Raw genomic sequence first — 13355 nt, forward strand, 5'->3', positions numbered from 1 at the left:
TCACCCTCCCGCGGGCAGACCGGTCCGGGGCGCCGTCGCGAGGTGGACCCCGACCCGCTTCACCATCAGCGTCATCTCGTAGGCGACCTGGCCGACGTCGGAGTCCGCGTCGGCGAGCACGGCCAGGCAGCTGCCGTCGCCCGCGGCCGTGACGAAGAGGAACGCGTCCTCCAGCTCGACGACGGTCTGGCGGACCTTGCCCGCCTCGAAGTGCCGGCCGACGCCCTTGGCGAGGCTGTGGAAGCCGGAGGCCACGGCGGCCAGGTGCTCGCCGTCCTCCCGGGTCAGGTCCTGGGACGCGCCGGTGGGGAGGCCGTCGCTGGAGAGCACCAGGGCCTTCCGGATGGACGCGACGCGCTGTACGAGCTCGTCCAGGAGCCAGTTCAGCTCGCCGTTGCCGTTTCCGTGGCCGGAGGTGGTGCTGGATGCTGCGGCGTTCGGTGCGGTCATCGACCGTCCCCCTCGGGTGTCGTTCCAGGTGCTGTCGGGTCGTCAGGGTCGGCGTTGTGCTGTCGTCCGCGCTGCCAGCCACGCTGCATGGCGGCCATGCGCGCGCGTACTTCCTCGGCGTCGCGCTCGAAGGAGTCGGCGTCCGCGGGCGCGGCGCCACCGCTCGTAAGGGCGTCGGCGCGCCCGCCCGTACCGCGCTCGGCCGGGCCGTCGGTCGCGCGCAGCTGGGGCGCGAGGCTGGCCTGCCGGACGCGGCGGGGCAGTCCGCCGAACGGTTCGGGGCTCGCCGGCGGCGGTACGGGCCCGTCCGGTGGTACGGGGACGAGGGTGGGGCCGGTTCCCCGCGGGGTGATGGGCAGACCGTGCTGCCTGCCGGTGCCGCGCGGGGGTACGGGCCGGCCGCCGGGCCTGCCGGTTCCGCCGGGGGGCACCGGCCGCTCGTCCGGCCCGGTGCCGTAGGCGTGGTGGTCCGCGACGCCGGGGCCGTCCGTCACCCGGCCGGGGGCGGGGTGCGCCCGGCCGGTGAGCGGCTGGTCCAGGCCGGGAAGCGCGTGGGTACGGTCGGGCTCCTCGGTACCCCGGCTCCGGTCCGGTCCGTCGAGGCCAGGACCCCGGCCCGGCTCGTCGACCCCACGGCCGCGGTCCGGCTCGTCGAGACGGCGGCTTCCGCCCGGCTCGTCCGCGCCGCGGCCGCGGTCCGGCTCGTCGAGGCGACGGCCGTGGTCCACGACGAGGGTCGGAGTGCGGCGGCGCGGCAGCGGTACGGGGCCGAGGACGCCCGCGTCGGCGGGCTTCTCCTCCTCGCTGTGGCCGTTCGTCCGGTCCGAGGCCTGCTGGTGCTGTTCGCCCGCCGGCGCGAGTCCGGCGCGACGCCGGCCACGGGGCAGGAAGAGGCCGCCCCGCTCGCTCTCGGTGTCGAGGAGGTCCGCCGCTCCGTCGAGGAGCACGTCGAACTCCTCGCTGCCGAGCGGCCCCTCGAGCTCGACGGGCCCGTCGAGCGGACCGGGTGCCTCGGTCACGTCCGGGACCCTGGCGAGAGCCGGGCGACGGCTCGGCAGGACACCGTCGTCGGCGGTCCCGCCGTCGGCCGGGCCGGGGCGCTCCAGGGTCTTGCGGTCCAGGCGGAAGCCGGCGCCCTGGGTCTCGGGCGCGTCGGTGAGGAGGGCGGCCGGGATGAAGACGACCGCGGTGGTCCCGCCGTACGGGGAGGTCTGGAGCGAGACACGGACGTTCTGGCGCTGGGCGAGCCGGCTGACCACGAAGAGGCCGAGCCGGTCGGTGTCGGAGAGCTCGAACTCGGGGGTCTCGGCGAGCCGGAGGTTGGCGTCGAGCAGGGCGTCGGGGTTCATGCCGAGGCCGCGGTCGTGGATCTCCAGGGTGAAGCCGTTGGCGACCCGCTCGCCGAGCACCTGGACGGCGGTGTGCGGGGGCGAGAACACCGTGGCGTTCTCGAGGAGTTCGGCGATGAGGTGGGTGAGGTCCGCGACGGCGGGGCCGCCCACGCCGAGGCGCGGGAGCCGGCGGACCTCGATGCGCTCGTAGTCCTCCACCTCGGCGACGGCGGCGCGGACCACGTCCATGAGCTGGACGGGCTTGCGCCACTGACGGGAGGGCGCGGCGCCGGAGAGGATGACGAGGCCCTCGGCGTGCCGTCGCATGCGGGTGGTGAGGTGGTCGAGCCGGAAGAGGTCGGCGAGTTCGTCGGTGTCCTCGGTGCGCCGTTCCATGGTGTCGAGGAGGGTGAGCTGGCGGTGGAGGAGGACCTGGTTGCGGCGGGCGAGGTTGACGAACACCTCGGAGACGCCGCGCCGGAGCTCGGACTGCTTCACGGCGGCTTCGACGGCTGCGCGCTGGAGGGTGTTGAGGGCCTGGCCGACCTGGCCGACCTCGTCCTGTCCGTATCCCAGGTGCGGGACCTCGGTACCGACGTCGACCTGTTCGCCAGCGGCGAGTCGCCGCATCACGCTGGGCAGGCGTACGCCGGAGACCTCCTGGGCCTCCTTCTGGAGGCGGCGCAGGTCGCGGACGAGCTCGCGGCCGATGCGGACGGAGATGACGATCGAGGCGAGCAGGGCGAGGAAGCCGAGGACTCCGGCGACGCCGACCTTGAGGAGGACGCTGTACGCGGCGGGCTGGACGCGGTCCTGGTAGCGGTCGCCGGCCGCGGTGTTCTCCCTGGCCAGGTCGTCGAGGACGGGGCTGGCGTTGTCCTGCCAGTAGACGGGGGTGACGGCGCGCGGGCTGTCGGTGGGGCCCTGTTCGATGATCGCGTTCTCGGCGGTGCGCAGCGGCTGGGTGTCGGGGCTGCGCCAGTACTTCTCGAAGCGGCTGCGCTCGGCGGTGGGCAGGAGTTCGAGGTTGACCTCGTAGAACTGCTTGCGGTTGGCGACGAGGTCGGATATCGCGCGGATCTCCTGTGCGGTGACCCGGTCCGCGACGAGCGCGGAGAGGACGAGCGCGTCCTCCCGGGAGAGCAGCTCACGCGCGCGGGTGATGCCGACCAGGGCGCGGCCCTGTTTGTCCATCTCCACGTTCTCGAGGGCGTGGAGGGTGACGAGGAAGCTGTAGCAGGGGTCGACGAGCCGGTTGTAGAACTCGAGGGCCTGCATCCGGCCGATGTCACGCTTCTCCACCGAGCGGCGCAGCGAGGCGATGCCTTCGAGCGCTTCCAGGAGGGAGGTGAGCCGCTGGGCGGTGACGGGTCGCATCTCCTCGCGTACGCCGGGGTCGGCGGCGTTGGCGCGGATGCGGGCGATCTGACGGTCGGTCGCCCGGCGGGTCTCGTTGAGGGAGCCGAGGGTGTCGGAGCCCCGGGGGTCGGCGAGATAGATGAGGGACTGGCGCCGTTCGAGCTGGATGACCCGGGCGGTGTCCTCGAGGGGGTAGCCGACCTTGTCGACGATGTAACCGACGTCGAGGAGCTGGTCGGCCTCGCGTCCGGTGAGGACCGTGGCGAAACCCCACAGGCACGTCAGGGAGACGAGCGGTACGAGCAGCAACGCCACGATCTTCCGGCGGATGGACTTCCCGCGAAAGCGCATGGCCTCCCCCAGCTCGACCTCCGTGGCCCCGGAGGTCCTTCACGTTCGTGACGTCCAGCGTCAACACGCGGCGTCAACCTTGAGATTCAACAAACGGCGGCGTGAGCCTACTACTGCATCGCGGCCATCCCGAAGGCATGTCCGGGCTATTTTCAGCCTGTCGAGTGAGTCTTGATCATGAGATGTCCTGGTATTCGGGGAGTTGGGGTTGGTCAATGTGGCGTAGGACACCTGACGATGCGCCATTTCTCCGGCCTGCGGAGATGGCTGGAATTGTTCGTTCCGGTCCCATCCCGCTCACGTTCATCCCAGGTCGGGCGAAACCTTTTCCCTCACTCGTGCGTCAATAAGTACGGGGCGGGTTCTGTCCGTGTATAGGCGCTCAAGACGGGCAACCGTTCCTGAAGACGGTCAGTGGTGGGGAGTGACGGGACAATGGAACACGAGGCGCGGTCGGCGCGGCAGTTGTGGGTGGAGGACGAGCGGGCGCGACGGCGGATGCCGGACGCGGTGCGCACCTCCGCCGTCAGGGCCGTGATGATCACATCGGTGACGCTCGTCCAGGCGGTCGTGGCGTTCTTCAGCTCCGTGACGGGTTCATGGCTGGCGTTCCCGGTGACCGTCAGCGCGGTGGTCTTCACCGTCGTGGCGACCTGGAGTGTGCTCGACATCTGGATCACCCGTCAGGTGTGGCGCCAGCGCAACGGTGTGGTGTCGGAGCCGAGCAGCACGGCGCGTCCGCCGCTCCGTGCGAAGCGCGAGGAGGACCGGGCGGAGGCGGCGTCGCTGTCCGAGGCGGCCTGACCCGGCGGCACGGAAGCGGAGCGAAGGCCGGACAAGGGCAGAACGAGGACAGAAGGAAAGCGAGCGGCCCGGCACCCCCTGGAGAGGGGTGCCGGGCCGCTCGCCTGTTGCGCTAGTGGGCCGCCGGCCGGCTCGGGTCGTCGGACGTGTGCCGGCGGAACATCCGCGTCGCCGTGATCTCGCCGTGGATCGTCTCGCCCTCCGCCGCGGTCTGCGGCAGACCCGGACGCAGGTGCTCCTCCACGCTGATGTACTTGAGACCGGCCCGCAGGTCGGCGTCGTTGCGCAGCCGGATCACCAGGGGGAACTCGGCGAGCGCGGTCGTGTCGAACAGACCCGTCGTGTACAGGAGCTGCACGCCGAGGGCGTCCGACACGGCCCGCTGGAGCTCCAGGAGGTACGTGGCGTTGGCGCGGCCGATCGGGTTGTCCAGGAACAGGGTGCCCGCGTGCCGGTGCTTGTCGCGGCCCCGGTCGTTGGAGCGGAGCGCCGCCATCGTGCAGTACAGGGCGATGGCCGCGGTGAGCAGCTGACCGCCGGAGAAGACGTCGCCCATCTGCCCGACGGGCACCCGCTCGGCGCGCAGCACGGCGTCCGGCTTGAGGATCTCGACGGAGACGCCCTTGGGTTCGAGCGCCGCCTGGACTCCGCGGAGCAGCAGGGACATGCCGTCGCGGCGCAGGTCGGAGTTCTTCCTGACGGCGGCGCGGGTCGCCTCGTCGACGACCTCGCCGAGCCGCTCCGCGAGGGTGGCCTGGTCGGGCTCCTCGAAGCGGATCCGCAGGAACTCCTGGCCCGACCACTCTCCGAGGCCCTCGGGGAGCCGGGAGAGCCGCTGTGCCGAGCGGAGCGTCGCGAGCGAGGACTCGACCAGGCCGCGCAGCCGGTCGACGATCGAGTCGCGGTTGCGCTCCAGCTGTTCCAGCTCGTCGGTGAGGACCCGCAGGCGGGGAGCGAAGGCCTCGGCCCACTTGGCGGCGTGCTCGGGCAGCGCCGACGCCGGGAGTTCGCGGATCTGCTGGCGTGCCGGGGTGCGGACCTGCTCGTAGCGGGTGGAGTTGGCGTGCCGTACGAGGATGTCGCTCGCCTCGCGCACGGCGGCGTCGGCCGCCGAGAGATCGGCCGTGAACGAGCGCAGCGAGCGGCGCGCCTCGGCGGCCGTCGTACGGGCCTCCTCCAGGCTGCCGGGGTACGGCTCGGTCTCCTCCCGCTCCTCGTCGGTGTGGTCGCGGAGCAGGTCGCGCAGGAGGGCGGCGGTCTCGTCGAAGCCGCCCGCCGCGTCCTCGGCGGCCCGGTGGTCCCGGAGCAGTCCGGTGTGGGCGGCGCGTGCCGCCTCCAGGGCGTCGGTGCGGGAGGCGAGTTCGGCGGTGGCGGTACGGAGCAGGACCTGGGCGCGCTCGGCGTCGGCGGGGACGAGGTCCTCGGGCAGCTCGGTGTGCTCCTCGCCGTCCTCGGGGGCGAGCCGCTCGGCCTCGCCGCGCAGGCGGCCGAGCTTCTCGCTGGCCTCCGACGCGCGGGTCTCCAACATCTGCACCAGGGACTCGGCGCGGGCGGCGGCGGCCTGCCGGGACGGGCCGTCGGCGCCGTCCGTGGACTCCAGGAGCTGCTCGGCGCGGGTGCGGACCTTGTTGGTGAGGCGGTCGAGCTCGGCGAGGGCGGCGGACTCGTCGCCCTCGGCGCGGGCCTGCTCGGCGCGCAGGTCGGCGCCGACGCCGACCTTCTCGTACAGCTGGGACGCGGCCCGGTAGGCCTCGCGCAGGGTGGGCAGCGCGGCGCGGGGCGCGGGTGCGTCGCCTTCGGGGAGGGTGTCGGGGGCGCCGGCGATCTCGGCGCGCTCGGCCCGCAGGGCGCGGGCGGTGCGGTGGGCGTCGTCGGCGGAGCGCTGGGTCGCGCGGCGGTCCTCGTCGGCGGCACGCGCGCGTTCCAGACAGGTCTGGGCGCGGGCCTCGGCCTCGGCGGCGTCGTCGGCGAGTTCACGGAGCTTGGCCTGCCAGGCGGACCGCTCGCGCAGCCGGAACGCGAGACCCGCCAGGGCGTCGGCGACCCGGCGGGCGCGCTGGGCCGCCTCCTGGCGCTCGTCCCGTACCCGGGCGGCTTCGGCGGCGGCCTCGTCGGCCTCCGCGCGCGCGGTGCGGGCCTCGTCGAGGGTGGCGGTCGCGGCCTCGGCGGTCTCTCGCGCGGTCGCGGCGACGGCCGCGAGTTCGGCGAGCATGCCGGGCGGGCAGTCGGCGCGCCACGCCCCGATCCGGGCCGCGAGGGAGCGGTCGCCGGCGAGGCGGGCGGCGAGGGTACGGATCTCCTCGTCACGGGCGGCGGCGCGGGCACGCAGGGCGTGCCGTTCCTCGTCGGCCGCGTGCTCGTCGTGCATGGCCGGGTTCGGCGGGACGAGGAAGACGCCGGTGTCGTCCGCGCTGTCCTGCGCCGGTACGGGGGCGAGCAGGGCGGCGGCAGTGCCGACGGCCACGGCGGAGCGCGGCAGCAGGGCCGCGGTGCCGAGGACCTCGCGGGCGCGGCCGTAGGAGACGGGGTCGGTGATCACGACGCCGTCGACCAGCTCGGGGCGGGCGGTGAGCACGCGCGCGTGGTCGGCGGGGTCGACGGCCTGGGCGAGGTAGCGCCAGCCGGGGAGGGCGGGGATGCCGTGCTCGCCGAGGTACTCGACGGTGGCGAGGACGTCGGGGCCCGGCGGCAGCAGGCCGCCGTCGCCGAGGGCGCCGAGGATGCGGGAGTCGTCGGCAGCGGCGGTGCGCAGCTCGAAGAGCTGGCGCTCGGCGGAGGTGACGGCCTGGTCGAGCATGCCGCGCAGTTCGTCGGCGTAGCGGTCGAACTCGGTGACGGTGAGCGGGCCGTGGGGCTCGCCGCAGGTGTCCGTCCGGGCGGCTTCCTCGGAGTCGGCGCCGGGGGTGGCGGCGCGCTGCCCGGGCAGGGGCGAGCCGCCGGCCGGGAGGTGCGAGCCGGTGGCCGGGAGGCTCAGGAGTTCGGCGAGGCGCTCCTCGCCGGCGAGGAGTTCGGCGGCGCGGCGCTCCGCGTCGTAGGCGTTCCCCGCGGCCTCGGCGGCGTCCGCGGCGCGGGCCGCGGCGAGCTCGGCGCGGGCCTCGGCCCCGGCGGTCTCACGCGCGCGGTCCGCCGTCGTACGGGCGGCCTCGCGCGCGGTGTCCCAGGCGGCGACCGTCGTCTTCTCGGCGTCGCTGGCGGCGAGCGCGGCGCGGGCGGGGTCGGCGTCGGGCGCGGTGTCGTCGAGCCAGCCGGCCCGTACGGCCTCGGCGGTCTCCTGCTCGACCTCGGCGAGACGCTGGCGCAGGTGCCCGGCCTCGCTGCGGGCCCGCTGGGCCTCGGTCGCGGCGGCCGTGGCGTCGCGGTGAGCGGTCTCGCCGGCTTCCTGGAGGGCGGTGGAGCGTTCCTCCTCTTCGGCCGCGTGCCGCTCGCCCTCCTCGGCTGCGGCGGAGAGGGCCCGCACGAGGTCGGCGGCGGCCTCGGCGCGGGCCGCGAGGGCCGGTGCGGCGTCCCGCTCGGCCTCGCGGATGGCGGCGGCCACCCGCGCGGAGCGGTCGCCGGCGGCGCGGTGGCGGAGGACGACCTCGGCCGCCTGCCAGGCGGAGTGCATGGTGCGGGCGTCGGTGAGTTCGCGGCGCTGGGACGCGGCGCCCTTCTCCGCGGCGGTCAGCGCCAGGGAGGCGTGCCGGTAGGCGAGTTCGGCGGCGATGAGGGCGGCGCGCCCGCGCGCGGTCTCGGCTTCGGCGACGGCGTGTCCGGCGGAGGTGACCTGCTGGGCGAGTTCGGCTCCACGCGCGCGTTCCACGGCGGCGCGGGCCGAGAGCCGGCGGGCCAGGGTACGGGTGCGGCGCTCGGCCGCCGTGTGGAGCTCTCGCGCGGAGGCGCGGGTCCCGGCGGCCTCGACGATCCGGTTGAGGAGGTCCACGGAACCGGCCGTGAACTCACGCTCGGCGGTCAGCTCGGCGCGGCGCCCGAGCTTGTTGCCGAAGCCCCCGACGAGGTCGGCGAGACCGTCGGTGTCCCGGGTGTCGGTGACGGCCCGCAGCAGCAGGTCGGTGAAGTCGGAGTCCTTCTTGACCGCGAAGAGGCCGGCCGCCTCGCCCTCGTCGGCGTTCATCTCGCGCTGGTAGCGGAAGAGTTCCGGGTCGAGTCCGAGCTCGCCGAGGTGCTCGTTCCAGCGGTCGTGGATCTCCTCCCAGTAGACCTCCAGGTGCGGGTACGCCTTGCCCGCCTCGGTGATCGCGTCGCGGAAGCCCTTCATGGTGCGGCGGCGGCCGGTCGCGCCGGAGGCGCCCTCGACGGGCGCGCGGACGGAGGTCGCCTCGGCGACGGGGAGGTTGTCCAGGCTGAGTCCGGGGCCGGGACGGAACGAGTACCAGGCCTCGGCGAACTTCCTCGGGTCGGAGGAGACCTGCCGGCCGCGCCACTCGCTGGCCTTCCCGACGACGACCAGTTCACCGGTGAGGGTGTGCTGCCACTCCAGGGCGACGTGACCGCAGTCGTCGGCGAGGAGGAACTTGCGCAGTACGCCGGAGCTGGCGCCGCCGAGGGTGTTGCGGTGGCCCGGGAGCATGACCGAGAAGATCAGCTTGAGGAGGACGGACTTGCCGCCGCCGTTCTCCAGGAAGAGCACGCCCGCGGGGGCGGGCCGGCGCGGCGGGCCGACCGGCTCCTCCTCGAAGAACTCCGCCTGGGTGGGGGCGGGGTGGGGCACGGGTGCGCCGACCCCCCGCAGGTCCAGGACGGTGTCGGCGTAACGCGCACCGGCGGGACCGATGGAGTACAGGCGGACCCGGGACAGCTCGTACATGGCGAGGGACTCTCGTGCTCTCGTGCTCGGGAAGAACGGTTACGCGGGGTGGGCGGTTGCGCCGACGGTCGCGCGGGGCGATTGCGCGGGGCGGTTACGCCGACGGTGGCGCGTGGAAGGGCAGGCCCGCGTCGGCCGCGATCTCCAGATCGTCGCCCTCGGGCGGCGGCAGGAGGGTGGCGGAGCCGTCGCTGACGGGGACGACGCCGAGTTCGAGGAGCTCGGCCATGGCGGCGGAGCCTGCCATGTCGCGGACCTGGAGCTGATAGCGGGCGGTGGTGCGGTAGGAGCCGCCGCCCTCGTCCCCGGTGCGCTGGAGGAAGCCGGAGTCGGTGAGGAAGGCGGCCGCCTTGCCGACGATGCCGGTGGTGGATCCGGCGAGACGGCGGGCGTCCTTGGTGGCGCCGGTGGCGCTGCGGCGGGCGTAGATCCGCCAGGCGGCCTCCAGGCCGGGGGCGTCGGACGCCGGGTCGGTGTTCTCGCCCTCCTCCTCCGCGCGCTGCTCCAGACGCAGACACGCCTGCCGTACGAACGCGTCGACGCCGTTCACGGTGAGACGGCCGATGTACGCGTCGTCCGCGAGGTCCTCGGGGCGCGGGAAGGCCATGGCGGCGACGGCGAGATGGGCCAGACCGTGCAGGAAGCGGTCGGCGGAGTCGGTGGAGGCGCGGCGCGCGTAGTCACCCATGCGGACGGCGAAGACGGAGTCCTCGCCGGCGGTGACGGCCATCCCCGCGCGCGGGGAGACCTCCAGGACGATGAGCCCGAGACCGGTCGCGACGGCATCGGCGAGGCGCGCGAAGGCGGGGTTCTCGCGGTAGCGCCGGAGCAGTTCCGCGTACTCGGCGTCGCGGGCGGGGAGCAGCTTGGGCTGCAGCCCGAAGGCGACGAGGCGGGCCGCGTCGGAGGCGTCGGCGGGGGTGACGGCGGGCGCGGCACCGACGCCCGTGGAGGCGGCCGGGGGCTGCGGGGGCTCCTGCTCGCCCCACGCGTCGGCGTACTCGGCGTGGGTTTCGCTCACGGCTGGGGCTCCTCGGTACGGCTCTCGGTCGATGGGGGGACGGCGGGGGTGACGGTGCCGGTGTGGCCGGCGGGCGTGACCGTGTCGGCGGGCGTGACGGGTGTGATCGGCGTGACGGGTGTGATGGGCGTGACGGGTGTGATGGGCGTGACGGGTGTGATGGGCGTGGCGGGGCGGGGTACGGGCAGCGGGACCGGGGTGACGGCCGCGGGGCGCTCGGTGCCGCCGGGGAGGCCGACCGGTGCGGCCGTGGTGTCCGTGAGGCGCACGGGACGCACGGACGGGGTGCCGTTCCGCCGGTCGGACGTCGTGCGGGACGGCCGGGGCACCGCCACGACCCCGAGGCGGGGCGGCGTTCCGGGGACCCGCGTCAAAGGATCGTCCGCCTCGCCCCGGGTGCCGGCCGGGGGGTCGATCCGGACGTGGCGGAGGCGGGGGGTGGGTTCCGGGGTGGGGGCGGGGCTGATCGACTCGGGGGCGCGCTCCGGGGTGAGGGCGGGAACCGGCTCCTGCCCCTGATCCGGCTGCTCCTGATCCGGCTGCTGCAGCTCCTGCGCCGGCTCCTGGCCTTGTTCCGTGTCGGCCGGGCGGGGCGGGGGGACCGGAAGGCCGGTAGGGACGGGCGCGGCCTCACGTACGCCGGTCTCCGGCCGGTCCGCGGCGGTGCTGTCGACAGCGGTGCCGTCCGGGGCAGCGCTGACCACGACCGCGGCGTCCACGGCAACGTGGTCCGGGGCCACGGTCACAGTCGGGGAGACGGGAACGGGAACGGGAACGGGCGGGACGAGGGTCACGAGGCCTCCGTGCGGCCGGCGGCCATGCCCGCGGCGTCGAGCAGCGCCGTACCGACGATGAGGTCGGCGCCGCCGAACTCCGGGTCGTCGAGCGGAGTGCCGTCGTCGACCGCGAAGAGCAGGCGCTCCTCGCCCTGACGGTAGGCCGTGCCGACCGGGGGGCTCGCCGCGTGGACGGCGAGCAGGGCCACGAGGTACGGCAGATCGCCGTCGAGCTCACGGGCCTCGGCCAGCAGACCGGAGAGGCGCCGCGGGGCGTCGTGCTCCAGGTCGAGCAGCCGCATGGCGCTCGCGAGCTGCTCCTCGCTGAAGCGGGAGTCGTCCGGGGTGGCGATGAGATCGGGTTCGGGCATCTCGGCGCCCAGGTGCTCGCGCTCCACGGGCGGGGTGAGCAGCAGGTCGACGAGATCGCCGAGCCGGACGGACGCGGGGGTGCGCGGACCGGTGCCGCGCGCGAAGAACGCGGCGGTGACTCTGGCGGCCTGCTCGACGGGGAGCGGCAGGGTCGGCGCCACGAGCTGCCCGTACAGGTCGAGGCCGGTGTACGACGTGGGTGCGGCGAAGGCCTGCCGGTCCTGCTCGGCGCGGAAGAGCGGCCCCGCGTCCAGGAGGCGGGACTGGAGCTGGGTGTGGCGCCGGATGCAGTCCTTCACTATGTCGACGAGCTCGGCGGCGCGCCGCTTGTGCTCGGCCGTCTTCGCGTCGGACGTGGCCTCGGCCTCGTCGCGGGCCCTGCGGATGTTGGTGAGGATCGCGTTCTCGTGGCGATAGCGGTCGGCGACGTGGTCGAGCGCCTCGGCGATCATGTCCGGCACGGTGTTGAGCCAGTCCACCGCGCGCACGTTGCGCCGGGTGGCGTCCAGGGTCTTGCGGAGGGTCTCGGCGTACTGCACGGTCCGGTACCGCGCCTGCTCGGCGGCGAGCTGGGCGTCGGCCAGGCGGCCCCGGTTGATCAGGACCTCCAGCTTCACCTCGGCGGCGATCTGGGCGCTCGTGACGTCGGTGTCGAGTGCGCCGACCAGGACGTTGACCGCCTCGTCGGTGGTCCGGAGGTAGACACCGCCGCCGTACCCCGGGACCTCCTCGATGAGCTTGAAGTCGTAGTCCCTGCGGACGTACACGCCGTCGGTGCCGAAGGTGCCGTAGACGGCGCGGAAGCCGCGGTCGACGCTGCCGACGTTGATCAGGTTCTCCAGGACCCAGCGCGCCACGCGCTCGTGCTCGGCGGCGGGGCGGCTCGGTGCCTGGGCGGCGACGCGGGGCAGCAGGCGGGCGACGATCTGCTCGTGGTCGGCGCCGGTGTCGAAGTCCATGTTCAGCGTGATGAGGTCGATCGCCGAGAGGGCCACCTCGGCCATCGCGTAGACCGTGTACTCACCCGCCAGATTCGCCTTGCGCGCGTCCAGGTCGTGCAGCGGGGCGGTGCACGCGAGCGCGCGGAGGCGCCGCGCGAGCCCTTCGTCGGCGGCCGGACCCAGCGCGGGCCGCGGCCCCGCGCTGAGCTGGGGCGGAACGAGGTCCGTCGAGGCAGGCGAAGTCACGGTGGACAGATTAGGTCCTCGAACTGACAACGGTCGAAACGGCGCAGATGCGACCGGCCTCGACCGGGGCCTCGGGGCGGTCAGTCCGCCGGTCCCGCCGGGGGGTCGACGGCCCGCGCGTAGGCGGCGGCGACGCGGGTGCGGGAGTCGTCGAGGTAGCGGACGAGGAGCCTTTCGGCCGTGGCCCGCTCCCCGGCTCGCAGGGCGTCCAGGATCTCGCGGTTCCGCGCCAGGTACGGCTCGTGCAGCACGCGCGGGTCGTCGACGACGTGGAACGCGAGCCGGAGCTCGGCGAGGACGCCCCGCATCAGCTCGTCGGTACGGGCGCTGCCCGCGAGGGCGACGAGTTCGCGGTGGAAGTGGATGTTGGCCGTGGAGACGCCCTGCCAGTCGCCCGCGCGAGCGGCGGTCTCGCCCGCCGTCACGGCCACGGCGAGCGCGTCGAGGGCGTACGGGGGCTGTCCGAGACCGCGTACGACGGCGCACTCGACGAGCCGGCGGGTCCGGTAGATGTCGTCCACGTCGTCGACCGCCAGGACCCGGACGAAGACCCCGCGGTTGAGCTCGTGGACGAGCAGCCGCTCGTGGGTGAGAAGCCGGAAGGCCTCCCGCAGAGTGTTGCGGGACACACCGAGCGCGCCGCCGATGCCCTCCTCGGAGAGCCGGGTGCCGGGCGGGAAGTAGCCCTCGGCGACCCGGGTCCGCAGGATGTCCGCGACGCGTTCCGCCGTGCTCGTGCGGCCGAGCAGCACGCGGTCGTCGGTGAGGTCCCCGGCGGCACTCCCTGCCATGGCGCTCCCTGTCATCATTCTGTCGGATCGTTCAACAATCCTCTACGTTGACGGCATCGTACGGTCCCCGCGCCACCCCGGCACGGGCTCCCCCCTTCTGCGAGGTGCA

The 13355-nt window shown here is 74.4% G+C and carries 8 protein-coding genes; 1 reads left to right on the forward strand and 7 read right to left on the reverse strand.

Annotation, left to right across the window (positions count from 1 at the left end):
• Together ACZ4XX_RS33780 and ACZ4XX_RS33785 are read right to left on the reverse strand one after the other, a co-directional pair.
• Window positions 1-450: a roadblock/LC7 domain-containing protein gene (locus ACZ4XX_RS33780; RefSeq protein ID WP_389034921.1), complete on the reverse strand. Its 450-nt coding sequence runs from the start codon at window positions 448-450 to the stop codon at window positions 1-3.
• Window positions 447-3491 carry a sensor histidine kinase gene (locus ACZ4XX_RS33785; protein WP_468511676.1) on the reverse strand — a complete coding sequence of 1015 codons (3045 nt, stop codon included), beginning with the start codon at window positions 3489-3491 and terminating at the stop codon, window positions 447-449. Before ACZ4XX_RS33785 ends, ACZ4XX_RS33780 begins: the two co-directional genes overlap by 4 nt.
• 435 nt (window positions 3492-3926) lie before the next feature.
• On the opposite strand from ACZ4XX_RS33785, the gene ACZ4XX_RS33790 reads away from it, so the two are divergent.
• Window positions 3927-4295 (forward strand): hypothetical protein, encoded by a 369-nt coding sequence (locus ACZ4XX_RS33790; RefSeq protein ID WP_468511677.1) that lies wholly within the window; start codon window positions 3927-3929, stop codon window positions 4293-4295.
• Between the two features lie 112 nt (window positions 4296-4407).
• Here ACZ4XX_RS33790 and ACZ4XX_RS33795 read toward each other — a convergent pair whose 3' ends face one another.
• The 5 genes from ACZ4XX_RS33795 to ACZ4XX_RS33815 form a co-directional block, all read right to left on the reverse strand.
• Entirely contained in the window at window positions 4408-9099 is a 4692-nt protein-coding gene (locus tag ACZ4XX_RS33795; protein ID WP_468511678.1) for a hypothetical protein, read from the reverse strand.
• A gap of 94 nt (window positions 9100-9193) precedes the next feature.
• Window positions 9194-10120 carry a hypothetical protein gene (locus ACZ4XX_RS33800; RefSeq protein WP_468511679.1) on the reverse strand — a complete coding sequence of 309 codons (927 nt, stop codon included), beginning with the start codon at window positions 10118-10120 and terminating at the stop codon, window positions 9194-9196.
• Complete coding sequence (locus ACZ4XX_RS33805; protein WP_468511680.1) at window positions 10117-10914, reverse strand: hypothetical protein; 798 nt, start codon at window positions 10912-10914, stop codon at window positions 10117-10119. Before ACZ4XX_RS33805 ends, ACZ4XX_RS33800 begins: the two co-directional genes overlap by 4 nt.
• Entirely contained in the window at window positions 10911-12455 is a 1545-nt protein-coding gene (locus tag ACZ4XX_RS33810) for a hypothetical protein (RefSeq protein ID WP_468511681.1), read from the reverse strand. Before ACZ4XX_RS33810 ends, ACZ4XX_RS33805 begins: the two co-directional genes overlap by 4 nt.
• Window positions 12456-12535: 80 nt before the next feature.
• Window positions 12536-13246 carry a GntR family transcriptional regulator gene (locus ACZ4XX_RS33815; RefSeq protein WP_468511682.1) on the reverse strand — a complete coding sequence of 237 codons (711 nt, stop codon included), beginning with the start codon at window positions 13244-13246 and terminating at the stop codon, window positions 12536-12538.
• Window positions 13247-13355: the final 109 nt, after the last annotated feature.

The sequence above is a fragment of the Streptomyces sp. NPDC029956 genome, assembly GCF_055574655.1.

Excerpts from the sequence above, each read along its gene's own strand:
- ACZ4XX_RS33790 (WP_468511677.1), top strand. The coding sequence starts at position 3,927 with ATGGAACACGAGGCGCGGTCGGCGCGGCAGTTGTGGGTGGAGGACGAG.
- ACZ4XX_RS33785 (WP_468511676.1), bottom strand. The coding sequence starts at position 3,491 with ATGCGCTTTCGCGGGAAGTCCATCCGCCGGAAGATCGTGGCGTTGCTG.
- ACZ4XX_RS33815 (WP_468511682.1), bottom strand. The coding sequence starts at position 13,246 with ATGGCAGGGAGTGCCGCCGGGGACCTCACCGACGACCGCGTGCTGCTC.
- ACZ4XX_RS33780 (WP_389034921.1), bottom strand. The coding sequence starts at position 450 with ATGACCGCACCGAACGCCGCAGCATCCAGCACCACCTCCGGCCACGGA.
- ACZ4XX_RS33795 (WP_468511678.1), bottom strand. The coding sequence starts at position 9,099 with ATGTACGAGCTGTCCCGGGTCCGCCTGTACTCCATCGGTCCCGCCGGT.